Source organism: Paracoccus sp. Arc7-R13, from assembly GCF_004010775.1.
GTDB classification, from domain to species: Bacteria; Pseudomonadota; Alphaproteobacteria; order Rhodobacterales; family Rhodobacteraceae; genus Paracoccus; species Paracoccus marcusii.
The window spans coordinates 2185549-2202151 of the sequence record NZ_CP034810.1 but is presented as its reverse complement, the minus strand read 5'-3'; the positions used below and the strand labels follow the sequence as shown (position 1 = coordinate 2202151).

The window sequence follows — 16603 nt, the reverse complement described above, 5'->3', positions numbered from 1 at the left end:
GTTGGGGGCGCATTGCAGATCCATCGCGACTGGACCGGGCTGAAGGCCGAGGCACGCGGCGCATCGGTTGCCATGGGCAATTTCGATGGCGTCCACAAGGGTCACCGCGCGGTCATCGACGCCGCCCGCGCCGCCAGCGATGCGCCCTTGGGCATCCTGACCTTCGAGCCGCACCCGCGCGAGTATTTCGCCCCCGACGCGCCGCCCTTTCGCCTGATGAACTCCGAGGCACGGGCCAACCGCCTGTCCCGCCTTGGCGTTCAGCACCTCTACGAACTGCCCTTTGGCCCGGTGCTGGCGGGCCTGACCCCGCAGGCCTTCGCGCAGGAGGTTCTGGCCGACGGGCTGGGCATCGCGCATGTCACCGTGGGCGCGGATTTCTGTTTCGGCAAGAACCGCGCGGGCACGGCGCAGACGCTGCAGGATCTGGGCCGGACATACGGTTTTGGCGTGACCATCGTCCCGCTGATCGGCGCGGGAGAGGCCGAATACAGCTCGACGGCGATCCGCACGGCGCTGGCGCAGGGGCTGACCCACGAGGCCGAGCGCATGCTGGGCCATTGGCACCGCATCGAGGGTGAGGTCATCCACGGCGAAAAGCGGGGCCGGGAACTGGGTTGGCCCACCGCGAACTTGGCGATGGACGGGCTGCACCTCCCGCGCCTTGGCGTCTATGCGGTGTTGGTCGATATCCTGACCGGCCCGGACCGCGGCCCGTGCAGGGGCGTGGCCTCGCTTGGGGTGCGGCCGATGTTCGGGGTCAACACCCCGAACCTGGAGGTGAACCTGTTCGATTTTTCGGGCGATCTGTACGGGCAGCACCTGTCGGTCGCCCTGGTCGATTTCCTGCGCGACGAGGCCAGGTTCGACAGCCTGCAGGCGTTGATCGACCAGATGGAGCAGGACGGCGCCCAGGCCCGCGCCCTGCTGTCGGGCCGCTGATGCGCGAGCGTTTCTGGGAACTGCCGCTGCCCCGCCTGGCCCCCGACGAGTGGGAGGCGCTGTGCGACGGCTGCGGCAAGTGCTGCCTGAACAAGATCGAGTTCGAGGACACGAACGAGCTGGCCTTCACGCGCGTCGCCTGCAAACTGCTGGACGGGGACGCCTGCCGGTGCAGCAGCTACCCGAACCGCCATGACTATGTCCCGGACTGCGTCGTGCTGACCCCCGCCAAGATCAAGGAGGTCGCCTGGTGGCTGCCCGTTACATGCGCCTATCGCCTGCGCCATGAGGGGCGGCCGCTGTATGACTGGCACCACCTGATCTCGGGTTCGACCGAGACGGTGCACGAAGCAGGCGTCAGCGTCCGTGGCTGGACCGTCAGCGAGCTGTCGGTCACCGAGGACGATTGGGAGGACCACATCATCGAGGATCTGTCATGAATTTTGCTTCGGACAATTCGTATGCTGCGCATCCCGCCGTCCTGACCGCGATGGCCGACGCCAATTCCGGCGCGGTCATGGGCTATGGCGCCGATCCGGTCACCGCGCGGGCCGAGGCCGCGATCCGCGATCTGCTGGAGGCACCCGAGGCCGTCGTCCGCTTTGTCGCCACCGGGACGGCCGCGAATGCGCTGGTCTGTGCGCAGCTGTCGCCGTCCTTCGGGCGCATCTACTGCCACGACGACGCGCATATCGAGACCAGCGAATGTGCCGCGCCCGAGTTCTTCACTCACGGGGCAAAGCTGGTGACCCTGCCGGGCGAGGGCGGTCGGATCGATGCGGCCACCTTGGCGCAGACGCTGCAGGTCGGTGCCGGGGTGGGCCTGAACGGCGGGCGCAGCGCGCTGGTGTCGATCACGAATGCCACCGAATGGGGCACGGTCTATGACCCGGACCAGGTCGCGGCGCTGGCCTCCGTCGCCCATGCGGCGGGATTGCCGCTGCACATGGACGGGGCGCGGTTCGCCAATGCGGTCGCGACGCTTGGCTGTTCGCCTGCCGATCTGACCTGGCGCGCCGGTGTCGACGCGCTGTGCCTGGGCGGCACCAAGAACGGCGCGATGGGGGCCGAGGCGATGGTGTTCTTCGACCCCGCCCGTGCCGAGGGGTTCGATTACCGTCGCAAGCAGTCCGGCCATGTGATGTCCAAGAACCGCTATCTTGCGGCACAGATGCTGGCCTTGGCGACCGATGGGTTGTGGCTGGACCTCGCGCATCGCGCAAACACCAAGGCGCAGGTTTTGGGACAGGCGGTCGCGGATGGCGGGGGTCGGCTGCTGCAGCCGGTCCAGTCAAACGGCGTCTTTGCCGCGATCCCTAAGGCGGCCCATGACCGGGCGCAGGCGACTGGCGTGCTGTATCACCTGTGGCCCGACAAGACGGTGCAGGGGGCCGACCCCGTGCCGCTGCGCCTGGTCACCGCGTGGGATACGCCCGATGCGGACGTCACGGCGATGGCCGCGATCCTGCGCGGCTAGTTTCGCAGCGCGTCCAGCAACAGTTGCAGCGCATGTTCGATGGTTGCCGCACGCACGCGGTGACGGCCGATCGCACCGAATTCGACGGTTTGGGTGAAGGTGCCAAAGGGCTGGCTGATGCCAAAGCAGACCCGCCCCTCGGGCTTGTGCTCGGATCCGCCGGGGCCCGCGATGCCGGTGACCGAGACGGCGATCCCGGCATCGGACTGGCGCAGCGCACCCTGGGCCATCTCGGCCGCGACCTGTTCGCTGACTGCGCCATGCGTATCCAGGGTTTCGGCCCGGACGCCCAGCATCTGCATCTTGGCCGCGTTCGAATAGGTGACAAAGCCCCGGTCGAATCCGTCGGACGATCCCGCAACCTCTGTCAGGGCGCCGGCGATCAGGCCGCCGGTGCAGCTTTCGGCCGTCGCGATCATGACGCGCCGGGCGCGGGCGGCGTCAAGGACCTGCGCCGCCTGGCTCACATCAGCACCGTATGGGCAAAGGCCGCGGCGGCCATCGTGGCCAGCGCCGCAAAGATCCCCGCCCACAGATCGTCCAGCATCACGCCGGCACTGTCATGGCGGCGGTCGGCGCGGCCGACCAGCCACGGCTTCCAGATGTCGAACAGCCGGAAGAACAGGAAGGCCGCGACCCAGCCCGGATAGGGAAAGCTGTCGGCGGGCAGCCCGGCGTGCCAGAACCCGAAGGACGGCGCCATCAGCGCCAGCCACTGGCCAGCGACCTCATCGATGACGATCTCGCTGCGATCGGGGTCGTCCATGCCGACGGTGTAGCGCGGCACGACCCAGAACCCCAGCAGGATCACCAGCCCAGTAGCCAGCGCCAGCAGCGGAAAATGCCCGATGCGGTGCAGGATCAGCCCCATCGCAACGGCGACGGCCGACCCCCAGGTGCCGGGGGCGGGGCGCAGCAGGCCTGCGCCGAACCAGGTGGCCAGCATGCGATCCATGGTCATTCCTTGATCAGGGTGGCGGTCGCGATGGCGGCGATCCCCTCGCGCCGGCCGGTAAAGCCAAGGCGTTCGGACGTGGTGGCCTTGACGCTGATGCGCGCTTCCTCAACGCCCATGATTTCGGACAGGCGGTGAGCCATCGCCAGCGCATGGGGCCCGATCTTGGGCGCCTCGCAGATCAGGGTCACGTCGGCATTGCCGATGCGGAACCCCTTGTCGCGGGCCATGCTGGCCGCATGGGCCAGAAAGATCGCGCTGTCGGCACCCTTCCATTGCGGGTCCGAGGGCGGGAAATGCCGCCCGATGTCGCCCTGCGCCAAGGCGCCATAGATGGCGTCGGTCAGCGCGTGCATGCCCACATCGGCATCGGAATGGCCCAGCAGGCCCACGTCATGCGGCACCTGCACGCCGCACAGGGTGACGTGGTCCCCGGGTCCAAAGGCGTGCACGTCATAGCCATTGCCAAGGCGGATATCCATGTCGGTCCCCAGAATGCGTTCGGCCCGCGCGAAATCGGCGGGAAAGGTGATCTTCAGATTGTCTTCCGAACCTTGGGTGATGGCAACCTCCATCCCCGCGGCAAGTGCCAGCTGGACGTCGTCGGCCGCATCTCCCGGATGATCGCGATGCGCCTGCAGGATCCTGTCCAGAACGAAACCCTGCGGCGTCTGCGCCCGGAACAGCCCGTCACGCGGCGCGATGGCCGCGACCCGCGCGCCATCCCCCCGCCACAGCGCGTCCGACACGGGCAACGCGGGTGCGGCGGCGTCCGCGCCCTCTTGCAGCGCGCGGATCACGTCGTCGATGACCGATGGCGCGACCAGCGGGCGTGCCCCGTCATGGATCAGGACATGGCTTGCCTGGCCCTGCAGGGCGGTCAGGCCGGCGCGGACGCTGGCGGCGCGGGTCTCGGCGCCCGCGACGATGGTGATGCCGCCGGCATAGCGGGCGATGGCCTGCCCCATGTCATCGGGGTGAACGACCAGAACGATCCGTTCAAAGCCTTCAAAGGCCGCCAGGGTTCGGTCCAAGACAGGACGCCCGGCAAGATCGCGCCACTGCTTGGGCAGGCCGTCCCCGGCCCGCGTGCCCCGTCCCGCCGCCGTGATCAGCGCGGCAAAGCCCGCAGGCGCGCGGATCATGCGTGATCGGGCATGTCGCCCTGGATCGCAGCCGCAAAGGACGTCCGATACAGGCTCGACAGTTCGGCCAGCGGCGCGCTGTCGTCGCCCAGGGTCACGCTGTCGCCACCAAAGCGGCCCACGGTGGCGATGGTCACGCCCGCGGCCTGGGCCGCGGCGGTCAAGGCTTCTGCAGCGTCGGGGCGGCAGGCGACCAGATAGCGGGCCTGATCCTCGCCGAACAGGTGGGCGATGTCACCGCTGTCCAGAATGACGCCCAGGCCCGCGGCCTCGGCCATCTCGAAGGCGGCAAGCGCCAGGCCGCCGTCCGACAGGTCGGTCGCCGATGCCAGGTGGCCCCGGTTGGCGCGCAGGAATTCGCCGTTGCGGCGTTCGTCGTCCAGATCGACATGCGGCGCGTCGCCGGATTCGATGCGGAACGCCTCCCACGCCAGGGCCGACTGTTCAAGGTGGCCGCGCGTGGCACCGATCACCAGGGCCAAGTCACCCTCGGCGGGAAGGCCAGCGATCAGATCGTCCAGATCCGCGATCAGGCCGACGCCGCCGATGGTCGGCGTGGGCAGGATGCCCTTGCCGTCGGTTTCGTTGTAAAGCGACACGTTGCCCGACACGATGGGAAAGTCCAGTGCGCGGCAGGCCTCTCCGATGCCCTTGATGGCACCGACCAGCTGGCCCATGATCTCGGGCTTTTCGGGGTTGCCGAAGTTCAGGTTGTCGGTCGTGGCCAGGGGCAGGGCACCCACCGCGGTCAGGTTGCGATAGGCCTCGGCCACGGCTTGCTTGCCGCCCTCGAACGGGTTCGCCTTGACATATCGCGGGGTGACGTCACTGGTGAAGGCCAGCGCCTTGCGGGTTCCGTGCACGCGAACGATGCCTGCGCCCATGCCGGGACGGCGGATCGTGTCGGCCCCGACCTGCGTGTCGTACTGTTCCCATACCCAGGCACGGTGCGCATGGTTCGGGCTGCCGACAAGCGCGCGCAGGCCGGCGATGGGCGCGATCGGGGGCAGGGCCGGCGCGGGCGTGGCCGCAGGCGTCTCGACCCAGGGGCGGTCATATTCCGGCGCGCTGGAGGACAGCTTGGACAGCGGCAGGTCGGCCATGACCACATCGCGATGAACGATCAGGAAGCGGTCCTCGGCGATGGTCTCTCCGACGATGGCGAAGTCCAGGTCCCATTTCTGGAAGATCGCCCGCGCCTCGGCCTCCTTCTCGGGCTTCAGCACCATCAGCATTCGCTCCTGGGATTCCGACAGCATCATCTCGTAGGCGGTCATGTTGGTTTCGCGTTGGGGCACGTCGTCCAGCACCAGCTTGATTCCCAGACCGCCCTTGTCGCCCATCTCGACCGCCGAACAGGTCAGGCCCGCGGCCCCCATGTCCTGGATCGAGATCACCGACCCCGACGCCATCAGCTCAAGGCACGCCTCCAGCAGGCATTTCTCGGTGAAGGGGTCACCGACCTGCACGGTGGGACGTTTGTCCTCGATCGTGTCATCGAACTCGGCGCTGGCCATGGTCGCGCCGCCGACGCCGTCGCGCCCGGTCTTGGCGCCCAGATAGACGACGGGCATGCCCACGCCCGAGGCCGCCGAATAGAAGATCTTGTCGGCATCCGCCAAGCCCGCCGCGAAGGCGTTGACCAGGCAGTTGCCGTCATAGCTGGGGTGGAAACGGACCTCTCCGCCGACGTTCGGCACGCCGAAGGCGTTGCCATAGGCGCCAATCCCCTCGACCACGCCCTTGACCAGATGCGGGGTCTTCGGGTGATCGGTGCGCCCGAAGGACAGCGCGTCCATCGCCGCGATCGGGCGCGCGCCCATGGTGAAGACGTCACGCAGGATGCCGCCCACGCCGGTCGCGGCCCCCTGATGGGGTTCGATATAGCTGGGATGGTTGTGGCTCTCCATCTTGAAGACCACCGCCTGACCGTCGCCGATATCGACCACGCCCGCGTTCTCTCCGGGACCGCAGATCACCTGGGGGCCGTCGACGGGCAGGGTACGCAGCCATTTCTTGGACGACTTGTAGGAACAGTGCTCGTTCCACATGGCGCTGAAGATTCCCAGTTCGGTGAAGGTCGGTTCGCGCCCGATGATCTGCAGGATGCTGGCATACTCGTCCGGCTTCAGCCCGTGGGCCGCGATCAGTTCCGGGGTAAGCTGTGGTTCCTGCATGACACGACCCTTCCTGCGCATGAAATCACGCGTCTTCTAGGCGCTGGCGGCGTCCATGGAAAGGCCGCAGAACCCGCGCGCGGGACAAAAAAAAGCCGGGCACAAGGCCCGGCCTAAGTCCAACAGGGAGGTAGAAGGTGATGAGCGATTACGCTGATCATCGCCTTCTAAGCCCGATCTATGTGCAGTCTGTGAACTCTTCAAGACAAATGGCGCTGCGGCTGCAGCATAGCCGCCATGCGCTGGCGTAATGGCTGCACGCGGCGCGTGCATCATCCCGGTTTTGCCTGCGGTTTGAGCAGGTCAGACCTGCCCGGCCTCGCTTTGATGGCGCCGATAGGCCTGGATCTCTTCCAGGACAAAGTCGCGGAACACCGCGACGCGGCGCGTCTGGCGCATTTCCTCGGGATAGGCAAGGAAGACCGGCACCTCTCCCGACTCGGTGTCCGGGAACACGCGGATCAGGTTCGGGTGGTCGGCGGTCAGATAGTCGGGCAGGACGCCGATGCCCAGATTGGCCAGTACCGCCTGCAGCACGCCGAAATAGTTGTTCACCGTCAGGGTCGATCCGACGTTCTGGGACATCAGCTCCTGCACCAGGCGCGCGCCGGCCGCCACCTGAGGCTGGTCGGGCTTCTGGCAGATCAGACGGTGGTTGGACAGGTCGGCCAGCGATTCCGGCGCCCCATGCGCCGCGATGTAATTCGGGCTGGCGTACAGGCGCATCCGGATGTTCAGCAACCGGCGGCGGATCAGGTCGGACTGGCTGGGCTCCTTCATGCGGATGGCCACGTCGGCCTCGCGCATGGGCAGGTCAAGGACGCGCTCCTCCAGCAGCAGGTCGATGCGCAGGTCGGGATACTTTTCGTACAGCTTGACCAGGCGGGGTGCCAGCCACAGCGTGCCAAAGCCCACGGTGGCCGTCACCTTGAGTTCGCCGAAGACGTTTTCCTCGCTGTCGCGGATGCGGGCCGAGGCGCTGTCCAGCTTGCGCGACATAGAAGAGGTTGCCTCGAACAGCAGCTCTCCCTGTTCGGTCAGAATCAACCCCCGCGCGTGCCGGTGGAACAGCGTCGTGCCAAGCGACTCCTCCAGCGCGCGGATCTGGCGGCTGACCGCCGATTGCGACAGGTGCAGCACGTCGCCCGCATGCGTCAGGCTGCCGGCATCAGCCACAGCGTGAAATATTCTAAGCTTGTCCCAGTCCATCCCTGTTACAATCCTGTCATGACAGCCATGCGAATTTTGCAGACCTAACCTTCCCCTGCGATTCCGGCAAGGTCACGTCAAGGAAAGAATTTCCGCTTCGTTGGTCAGCATTTCTGACCTATAATGACCGCGGAGGCCTTTGGTCATGGGAGGAGAGGGTGATGAGCAAGCAGGAATTTTCGCTAGCCGATCGGTTCGATCTGTCGAAACGTCACGTGTTGTTGAACGGGACGCAGGCACTTGTGCGGCTGATGCTGATGCAATCAGCACGCGACAAAGCCGCGGGGCTTGATACGGCGGGACTGGTCACCGGGTATCGCGGCTCTCCCCTAGGCAGTGTCGATCTGCAGATGACGCGCGAGGCCAAGCGCCTGGCGGCGGCGCAGGTCCTGTTCCAGCCCGGTCTGAACGAGGATCTGGCCGCGACCGCAATCTGGGGCAGTCAGCAGGCCGAACTGCGCGGCGAGGGGCGTCACGACGGCGTCTTTGCGCTGTGGTACGGCAAGGGTCCGGGGGTGGACCGGTCGGGCGACGTCATGCGCCATGGCAACATGGCCGGATCGTCGCGCCATGGCGGCGTCGTGATGGCGATGGGCGACGATCACACGGGCGAAAGCTCGACCGTGCTGCATCAGTCTGACTGGGCGATGATCGACGCCTATATCCCCGTGCTGTCGCCTGCCGGGGTGCAGGAGATCCTGGATTACGGCCTGTATGGGTTCGCGCTGTCGCGATATGCAGGGGTCTGGACGGGTCTGAAGACGATGAAGGACACGGTCGAGGCGACATCGGTTGTCGACGGCGATCCGCATCGGATGGTGTTCACCCTTCCGGATCGCGTGCTGCCCGAGGGGGGGCTGAACATTCGCCTTGGCGACACGCCCGTCGCGCAGGAAGCCCGGATGATCGACCACAAGCGGTGGGCGGCCGAGGCGTTCAGTCGTGCAAACCGCATCGACCGCAAGGTCTGGGGCAAGTCCGGCGCGCGGATCGGATTTGTCGCCGCGGGCAAGAACTGGCTGGATCTGGTCCACGCCCTGTCCCTGCTGGGCATCGACGAGGCCGAGGCCGAGCGGTTGGGCCTGACCACCTACAAGGTCGGGCAGACATGGCCCATGGACATGAAGTCGATCCAGGAATGGTCCGAGAACCTGGAACTGATCGTCTGCGTCGAGGAGAAACGCAAGCTGATCGAGGTGCAGCTGAAGGAGGCGATCTTTGACAACCGCCATGGGCGTCGCGTCCATGGCTGGAAGCACGACCGCACCGGAGAGGAACTGTTCCCGACCCGCTATGCACTGGACCCTGTGATGATCGCCCAGAAGATCGGCGGCATCCTGATCGAGGAGGGTCGCGGCACCGAGCGTCTGCGCGCCGGGCTGGAGCGGCTGAATGAGGTGCGCCGCAACGACAACGCCCCCGAGATTGCGACCAGAACCCCTTGGTTCTGTTCGGGTTGTCCGCATAACAGCTCGACCAGGCTGCCGGAGGGCAGCCGCGCCTATGCCGGCATCGGTTGCCATTACATGGTGCAATGGATGGGCCGTGAGACCGAGGGTTTCACCCATATGGGCGGCGAGGGTGCGAACTGGATCGGAGAGGCGCCGTTCAGCAACAGAGTCCATGTTTTTCAAAACCTTGGCGACGGAACCTATAATCATTCCGGGTCTTTGGCGATCCGTGCGGCCTTGGCGGCCGGTACGAACATTACCTACAAGATCCTGTACAACGACGCCGTCGCCATGACCGGCGGGCAGCCGAACGAGGGCGGCCTGACCGCCCCGCAGATCGCCCGCGAACTGGTGGCGATGGGCGTCGGCACGGTCGTCGTGGTTCACGATGAAAAGGAGGACGTCGATCAGGCGCAGTTCCCCAAGGGCCTGCGGTTCGAGGAACGTGCGCAGATGATGACCGTCCAGCGCGATCTGGAAAAGGTCGCGGGCGTCAGCGCCATCCTGTATGTCCAGACCTGCGCGGCCGAGAAGCGCAGGCGGCGCAAGAAGGGACAGTTCCCCGACCCGGACCGCCGGATCTTCATCAATCCCGACGTCTGCGAGGGCTGCGGGGATTGTTCCGTCCAGTCGAACTGCGTCTCGATCGTGCCGTTGGACACGGAACTGGGCCGCAAGCGGCAGATCGACCAGTCGAGCTGCAACAAGGATTACAGCTGCGTCAACGGGTTCTGCCCCAGCTTCGTGTCGGTCAAGGGCGGCAAGCTGCGCAAGCCCAAGGCCGAGGCGTTCGACCTGCCCGATCTGCCACAGCCCACGCTGCCTACGATCAACGGAACGCATAACGTCGTCATCACGGGCGTCGGCGGCACCGGTGTCGTGACAATCGGCGCCGTGCTGGCGCAGGCCGCCCACATGGACGGCAAAGGCGCCGGCATGATGGAGATGGCGGGCCTGGCGCAGAAGGGCGGCGCGGTGCATATCCACCTGCGCCTGGCTGAACGCCCCGCCGACATCAGCGCGATCCGCGTTGCCGTGGGCGAGGCGGACTGTGTCATCGGCGGCGATCTGGTGGTGACGGCGGGGGCCAAGACCGTGGGCCTGATGACCCAGGGCCGCACCGGCGCAGTCGTGAACGACCACGAGATCATCACCGGCGACTTTACCCGGTTCCGCGATTTCCAGGTACCGTCGGACCGGCTGCGCCTGTCGCTGCAGGCCCGTTTGGGCGACCGGGTGGCGTTCTTCGATGCAAACGATCTGGCGCTGCGGCTGCTGGGGGATTCGATCTATTCGAACATGCTGGTGCTTGGTGCGTGCTGGCAGCGTGGGCTGATCCCGCTGTCGCTGGAGGCGATCATGGAGGCGATCCGCCTGAACGGCGCGCAGGTCGACGCCAACCAGCGGGCATTCCAGATCGGCCGTTGGGCGGTTGTCTATCCCGAACAGACGCGCAAGCCCGCCGAGGTCACGCAGTTGCCGGTCGAACCCGTAGCCTATCGCGCTGAACGGTTGGTCGGCTATCAGAACAAGCGGCTTGCCGCCCGGTACCGCAAGCTGGTCGATGCCGCGCCCGCACAGCTTCGCGACAGCGTCGCAAGAAGCTATTACAAGCTGTTGGCGTATAAGGATGAATACGAGGTTGCACGGTTGCATCTGACCACCGCCGAACAGGTTGCGGCGCGGTGGGAGGGGGACGTGACCCTGTCCCTTCATCTGGCGCCGCCGATGCTGACCGGCAAGGACGCGAACGGCCGCCCCAGAAAGCGGGAGTTCGGTCCGTGGATGCTGCGCGCGTTTCGGGTTCTAGCCGGGATGAAGGGGCTGCGGGGGACGCCGCTGGACCCCTTCGGCTACAGCGCCGAACGCCGGCGCGAACGGGCGATGATCCGCGAATACGAGGCCGACATGACCCGCGTCTTCGCCTCGGTCACGGATGCGATGATGCCGGTGGCGATCGAACTGGCGGAATTGCCTTTGGGCGTGCGCGGCTTTGGTCCCGTCAAGGACAAGGCTGCCGATCTTGCCGCGACCCGGCGGGCCGAGCTGCTGGCGCAGCTGCAGGCGGGGCACCCACCCATCCGTGAAGCGGCGGAATGATCCAGGTCATTTCCAAAAGCGGCGTGTCGCCCTATGAAGGGCGGCACGCGACGCGGGAGGTTCTGGGATGGCGATTGGGGTGTTCGATTCGGGTCTGGGCGGGCTGACGGTCCATCAGGCCATTGCCGCGCGCCTGCCTGACCTGCCGCTGGTCTATCTGGGCGACAACGCCCATGCGCCCTATGGGGTGCGCACCGCCGACGACATTTTCGATCTGACCTGCAAGGGCGTCGAGCGCCTGTGGGACGAGGGCTGCGATCTGGTAATCCTGGCCTGCAACACCGCCAGTGCCGCTGCGCTGAAGCGGATGCAGGAAACCTGGCTGCCGGCGGACAAGCGCGTCCTGGGCGTGTTCGTTCCCATGATCGAGGCGCTGACCGAACGGGCCTGGGGCGATAATTCGCCGCCGCGCCGGGTGGCGGTCAACAACGTCGCGCTGTTTGCCACACCCGCGACCGTCGCCAGCCGCGCGTTCCAGCGCGAACTGGCGTTCCGCGCGGTGGGCGTCGATGTCGAGGCCCAGCCTTGCGCCGGCGTGGTCGATGCGATCGAGATGGGCGACGAGCAGCTGGCGGAGGCCCTGGTCACCAGCCATGTCGAGGCGCTGAAGCGCCGCATGCCGTACCCGGAGGCCGCGGTGCTGGGCTGCACCCATTACCCGCTGATGCAGGACGCGTTCCAGCGCGCCCTGGGGCCGCAGGTCAAGGTCTTCAGCCAGGCGGGGCTGGTCGCCGAAAGCCTGGCCGACTATCTGACGCGCAGGCCCGAATTCGTTGGGTCGGGCACGACGTCGATGTATCTGACGACCGGCGATCCGGTGCGGGTGGGCGGCAAGGCCACGCAGTTCCTGCGCCGCGCCATCAGCTTTGATCCCGCCTGAGGAGGACCCATGGCCGGCATGAAATCCCTGAAGAAGCAGCGCCGCGTCCAGGTTCTGGCGGCGGCAAGCCTGGCCCTGGTCGTGGCGGTGGGGCTGATCGGATACGGCTTCAGCGACGGCATCAACCTCTATCGCTCTCCCAGCCAGGTGGCCGAGACGGCGCCCGAGCCCGACGAGTTCTTTCAGCTGGGCGGGCTGGTCAAGGACGGATCCATCGTCAATGGCACCGGCATGGCGTTCGATTTCGTGATCACCGACGGCGCGGTCGAGATCCCGGTGACCTATGTCGGCAACGACCCTCGCCCGGACCTGTTCAGCGAAGGGCAGGGCACCATCGCCAAGGGTCACTACCGCGACGGCCGGTTCGAGGCGCGCGACCTGCTGGCCAAGCATGACGAGACCTATATGCCCCGCGAGGTGGTGGATACGCTGAAGGCGACCGGCGTCTATCAGGAACCCGGCACCTGAGGCAACGCGCGCAGGGTTAACGACAGGTTAACCGCATCGCCCCAGCATCCCCCGATGCGGCCCCGATCCGGGGTGCGCGTCAGACATGGGGGTGTCATGCCAAGCGTCGAACAGATTGCCCGTCAGATCGTTGCCCGCGAAGGCGGGTACGTGAACGACCCCGACGATCCGGGCGGGGCCACCAACTTTGGCGTCACCATCGGCACGATGCAGTCCCTGGGGATGGACCTGAACCGCGATGGCCGCATCGACGCCGCCGATGTGCGCGCCCTGACGCGGGCGCAGGCCGAACAGATCTTCGTCGAGCATTATTTTCGCAAGCCACGCCTTGCCGAACTGCCCGAACCGCTGCAGGCCAGCGTCTTTGACATGTATGTCAACGCAGGCGGGAATGCGGTAAAGATCCTGCAGCGCCTGGTCAGCCGGATGGGCTTTCGCACCGCCGATGACGGGGTCGTCGGGCCGATGACCATCGCGGCCGTGGCCGACGCGGCCGAGGCCGCGCCGGATCATCTGGTTGACGCCTATGGGATCGCGCGGCGCAACTATTACTATGCGCTGGCCGATCAGCGCCCGGCCAGCCGCAAGTACGCGCGCAGCAAGGCGGGCGGCAAGGGCGGCTGGATCACCCGCGCCGAGGAGTTCATGGCCCCCCGCTATCGCCTCAGCGAGGCTGAGCACCGCCAGAGGACATCCGCATGGGCCTGATCGACCGATTCATCGGGATCGCCCCGACCGTCACCGCCCTGGGCAGCGCCGCGACCGGCATGGCCGAGGTCTTTACCCAGAACGCGACCCGCCGGATGGAACTGGACGAGGAGGCCTATGCCCGCGCCATCGCCCAGCACGGCCAGGAATTCGCGGTGCCGCGCCAGGGCTGGTTCGACGGGTTCGTGAACGGACTGAACCGCCTGCCGCGTCCGCTGCTGGCTTTGGGGACGATGGCGCTGTTCATCTATGCGATGGTCGAGCCGATCGGATTCGGCATCCGCATGGAGGGGCTGCAGCGCGTTCCCGAACCCCTGTGGTGGCTACTGGGCGCCATCGTGGGGTTCTATTTCGGCGCGCGCGAGGCGCATCATTTCCGCCACCGCGTCTGGCCCGCCCCCGTGACCGAGGAGACGACCATCGTCCCCGGCACCGTCACAACGCCAGTCGCCATTCCCGCGGACGACTTTGCCGACAATGCGGCCCTGCGCGACTGGCTGACGACCCTGCGCGAATAGGCCGCAAGGCCCGCACGCAAAACTGAGCGACCGGGACCAAGGGGGGGCTTTTCCCCCCTTGGCCGCATCCCTATGCTGTCGGGAAACAAAGGATGCCCGCAGATGATCGCTGAACTTGGCCATTTCGCCCTGATCCTGGCCTTCATGGTCGCGATCTATCAGATGACCGTGCCGATGATCGGCGCCGCAAAGGGATGGCACGGCTGGATGGACAGCGCCCGGCCGGCGGCCATGGCCCAGTTGCTGCTGATGGTCATCAGCTTCGGCGCGCTGACAATTGCCTTCGTCACGTCCGACTTCTCGGTCCTGCTGGTCTACGAGAACTCGCACACGCTCAAGCCGATGCTCTACAAGATCAGCGGGGTCTGGGGCAACCACGAGGGCTCGATGCTGCTGTGGGTGTTGATCCTGGCGCTGTTCGGCGCGGCGGCGGCGCTGTTTGGGGGCAACCTGCCGCCCAGCCTGCGGGCGCGGGTGCTGGGGGTCCAGGCATCGGTCAGCGTGGCGTTCTATGCGTTCATCATCTTCACGTCGAACCCGTTCTGGCGCATGGGCAATCCGCCTTTCGACGGGCGCGACCTGAACCCGCTGCTGCAGGACCCAGGTTTGGCTTTCCACCCGCCGTTCCTGTATCTGGGTTATGTCGGCCTTTCGATGGCCTTCAGCTTTGCCGTCGCCGCCCTGATCGAGGGTCGCGTGGACGCGGCCTGGGCGCGGTGGGTGCGGCCCTGGACCCTGGCGGCCTGGGTGTTCCTGACCATCGGCATCGCGCTTGGCTCCTGGTGGGCCTATTACGAGCTGGGCTGGGGCGGCTTCTGGTTCTGGGATCCGGTCGAGAACGCCAGCTTCATGCCCTGGTTGCTGGCCGCCGCCCTGCTGCATTCCGCCATCGTCGTCGAAAAGCGCGAGGCGTTGAAAAGCTGGACGATCCTTCTGGCGATCATGGCGTTCGGTTTCTCGCTGATCGGCACGTTCATCGTCCGATCGGGGGTCATCACCTCTGTCCACAGCTTCGCAAACGACCCTGAACGTGGCGTCTTCATCCTGGCGATCCTGGCGGTGTTCATCGGCGGTGCCCTGACGCTGTTCGCGGCCCGTGCGTCCGAGATGACCGCCAAGGGCGTCTTCGCCCCCCTGTCGCGCGAGGGCGCGTTGGTGCTGAACAACGTGCTGTTGGCCGTGTCGGCCTTTGTCGTGTTCATCGGCACGATCTGGCCGCTGGTGGCCGAGATGGTCTGGGGGCGGGTGCTTTCCGTGGGCCCACCCTTCTTCAACCAGGCCTTCACGCCGTTCATGATCGTGCTGGCGATCGCCCTGCCCATCGGGTCACTGATGCCTTGGAAACGTGCGATGCTGGCCCGCAGCCTGCGCCCGCTGCGCGGGCCGCTGATCCTTTCGGCGGCGATCATGATGCTGGTCTTTGCGGTATCAACCGGACATTCGGCGCTGGCCGTGATCGGGGCCGGGCTGGGATCCTGGCTGATCTTCGGCGCGCTGGCCGATCTGTGGCTGCGGACCGGCAGTTCCGGCGCGTCGCGCCTGTTGCGCCTGCCGCGTGCCGATTGGGGCAAGGCGGTCGCGCATTCCGGGCTGGGCGTCACCTTCGTGGCCGTGTCCCTGATCCAGGCCTGGCAGGTCGAGGATGTGCGCGTGGCGCAGATCGACCAGCCCTTTGCGGTCGGCAGCTATGACTTGGTCCTGCGCGACGTGCGCCGGGCGGACGGACCAAACTATCTGGCCCAGAAGGCCGTGATCGAGGCCAGCCGCGACGGCAGCCCGGTCGCGACCCTCTCTCCGGAAAAGCGCGTCTATCCCGTCCAGGGGATGCCCACGACCGAGGCCGCGATCGATTACGGCCTCTGGCGCGATCTGTATGTCGTTCTGGGTGACGAACAGCCCGGCGGCGGATGGGCGGTGCGGACCTATATCAAGCCCTTTGCCAACTGGATCTGGGCGGGCTGTCTGATGATGGCTATCGGCGGGCTGATCAGCCTGACCGACCGGCGCTATCGCGTAGCGGCGGGTGCGGCCCGGCAGGCGCGCCCCGGCGCGGTCCCCGCGGAATGAGGGTCCGGGCCGCCGCACTGGCGCTGATCCTGACCGCCTGTCCGGTCCTGGCCGTCCAGCCCGACGAGGTCCTGCCCGACGCCGCGATGGAGGCACGCGCCCGCGAGATTTCGCAACAGCTGCGTTGCCCCGTCTGCCAGGGAGAGAACATCGACGAGTCCAACGCGCCGATCAGCCGCGACCTGCGCCTCTATGTACGCGAACGGTTGGTGGAGGGCGACACCAACGACCAGGTGATCGACGCGGTCGCCGACCGCTTTGGCGAATTTGTGCTGTTCAATCCGCGGCCCGATGGGGCTAACATGATCCTGTGGCTGGCCGCGCCCCTGATGGCGCTGGTCGCATTGCTGACGGCGGCCGGTTTCCTGCGCGCCCGCAACCGCCCGGCGCCCGAGGTCGAGGCCCTGGACCCAGACGAACGTCGGCGCCTGGCCGAGATCATGCGCGATCCCTGACGCCGGGTCGCGCTTTCACCGCCCGCGAATTTCGGCATGATCCCCGGAAAC

Annotated in this window: 15 protein-coding genes; 10 read left to right on the top strand and 5 right to left on the bottom strand. The window is 66.7% G+C overall.

The genetic code is table 11. The features are described 5' to 3' along the window. Positions 1 to 12 precede the first annotated feature (12 nt). Genes EOJ32_RS10995 through EOJ32_RS10985 form a run of 3 tightly spaced genes read left to right on the top strand, consistent with a single transcriptional unit; the run spans position 13 to position 2419 of the window. Positions 13 to 942 (top strand): bifunctional riboflavin kinase/FAD synthetase, encoded by a 930-nt coding sequence (locus EOJ32_RS10995; RefSeq protein WP_127898587.1) that lies wholly within the window; start codon positions 13 to 15, stop codon positions 940 to 942. Continuing rightward, positions 942 to 1382, top strand: a complete 441-nt coding sequence (locus tag EOJ32_RS10990; protein WP_045984124.1) for a YcgN family cysteine cluster protein — start codon at positions 942 to 944, stop codon at positions 1380 to 1382. The genes EOJ32_RS10995 and EOJ32_RS10990 overlap by 1 nt, the downstream gene beginning before the upstream one ends. Beyond that, entirely contained in the window at positions 1379 to 2419 is a 1041-nt protein-coding gene (locus EOJ32_RS10985; protein ID WP_127898586.1) for a low specificity L-threonine aldolase, read from the top strand. Before EOJ32_RS10990 ends, EOJ32_RS10985 begins: the two co-directional genes overlap by 4 nt. On the opposite strand, the gene EOJ32_RS10980 is transcribed toward EOJ32_RS10985, so the two are convergent. The 5 genes from EOJ32_RS10980 to EOJ32_RS10960 form a co-directional block, all read right to left on the bottom strand. Next, positions 2416 to 2838 (bottom strand): CinA family protein, encoded by a 423-nt coding sequence (locus EOJ32_RS10980; RefSeq protein ID WP_045983962.1) that lies wholly within the window; start codon positions 2836 to 2838, stop codon positions 2416 to 2418. The two genes, EOJ32_RS10985 and EOJ32_RS10980, sit on opposite strands and share 4 nt — an antisense overlap. A gap of 44 nt (positions 2839 to 2882) precedes the next feature. Continuing rightward, the gene (locus tag EOJ32_RS10975) at positions 2883 to 3380 is read right to left on the bottom strand and encodes a phosphatidylglycerophosphatase A (RefSeq protein ID WP_127898585.1); all 498 of its coding nucleotides are present in this window, start codon (positions 3378 to 3380) and stop codon (positions 2883 to 2885) included. Further along, on the bottom strand, positions 3377 to 4519 hold the full coding sequence (locus tag EOJ32_RS10970) for a bifunctional 2-C-methyl-D-erythritol 4-phosphate cytidylyltransferase/2-C-methyl-D-erythritol 2,4-cyclodiphosphate synthase (RefSeq protein WP_127898584.1): 1143 nt from the start codon (positions 4517 to 4519) through the stop codon (positions 3377 to 3379). Before EOJ32_RS10970 ends, EOJ32_RS10975 begins: the two co-directional genes overlap by 4 nt. Beyond that, the gene (gene purL / locus EOJ32_RS10965; protein ID WP_127898583.1) at positions 4516 to 6696 is read right to left on the bottom strand and encodes a phosphoribosylformylglycinamidine synthase subunit PurL; all 2181 of its coding nucleotides are present in this window, start codon (positions 6694 to 6696) and stop codon (positions 4516 to 4518) included. The genes EOJ32_RS10970 and purL overlap by 4 nt, the downstream gene beginning before the upstream one ends. A gap of 303 nt (positions 6697 to 6999) precedes the next feature. Next, positions 7000 to 7905 carry a LysR family transcriptional regulator gene (locus EOJ32_RS10960; protein ID WP_127898582.1) on the bottom strand — a complete coding sequence of 302 codons (906 nt, stop codon included), beginning with the start codon at positions 7903 to 7905 and terminating at the stop codon, positions 7000 to 7002. 161 nt (positions 7906 to 8066) lie between these two features. On the opposite strand from EOJ32_RS10960, the gene EOJ32_RS10955 reads away from it, so the two are divergent. From EOJ32_RS10955 to EOJ32_RS10925, 7 genes are all read left to right on the top strand, one after another. Further along, positions 8067 to 11456 carry an indolepyruvate ferredoxin oxidoreductase family protein gene (locus tag EOJ32_RS10955; protein WP_127898581.1) on the top strand — a complete coding sequence of 1130 codons (3390 nt, stop codon included), beginning with the start codon at positions 8067 to 8069 and terminating at the stop codon, positions 11454 to 11456. 67 nt (positions 11457 to 11523) lie between these two features. Further along, positions 11524 to 12336, top strand: a complete 813-nt coding sequence (locus EOJ32_RS10950; RefSeq protein WP_127898580.1) for a glutamate racemase — start codon at positions 11524 to 11526, stop codon at positions 12334 to 12336. 18 nt (positions 12337 to 12354) lie between these two features. Continuing rightward, positions 12355 to 12804, top strand: a complete 450-nt coding sequence (gene ccmE / locus EOJ32_RS10945; RefSeq protein ID WP_045999619.1) for a cytochrome c maturation protein CcmE — start codon at positions 12355 to 12357, stop codon at positions 12802 to 12804. Positions 12805 to 12900: 96 nt separating this feature from the next. Then, positions 12901 to 13512, top strand: a complete 612-nt coding sequence (locus EOJ32_RS10940; protein WP_127898579.1) for a holin-associated N-acetylmuramidase — start codon at positions 12901 to 12903, stop codon at positions 13510 to 13512. Next, positions 13503 to 14030 carry a holin family protein gene (locus tag EOJ32_RS10935; RefSeq protein ID WP_045984010.1) on the top strand — a complete coding sequence of 176 codons (528 nt, stop codon included), beginning with the start codon at positions 13503 to 13505 and terminating at the stop codon, positions 14028 to 14030. The genes EOJ32_RS10940 and EOJ32_RS10935 overlap by 10 nt, the downstream gene beginning before the upstream one ends. A gap of 102 nt (positions 14031 to 14132) precedes the next feature. Further along, a complete protein-coding gene (locus EOJ32_RS10930) occupies positions 14133 to 16097 on the top strand; it encodes a heme lyase CcmF/NrfE family subunit (protein ID WP_127898578.1) in 1965 nt (654 codons plus the stop codon). Further along, positions 16094 to 16552, top strand: a complete 459-nt coding sequence (locus EOJ32_RS10925) for a cytochrome c-type biogenesis protein (protein ID WP_127898577.1) — start codon at positions 16094 to 16096, stop codon at positions 16550 to 16552. Before EOJ32_RS10930 ends, EOJ32_RS10925 begins: the two co-directional genes overlap by 4 nt. The last annotated feature ends 51 nt before the right edge of the window (positions 16553 to 16603 follow it).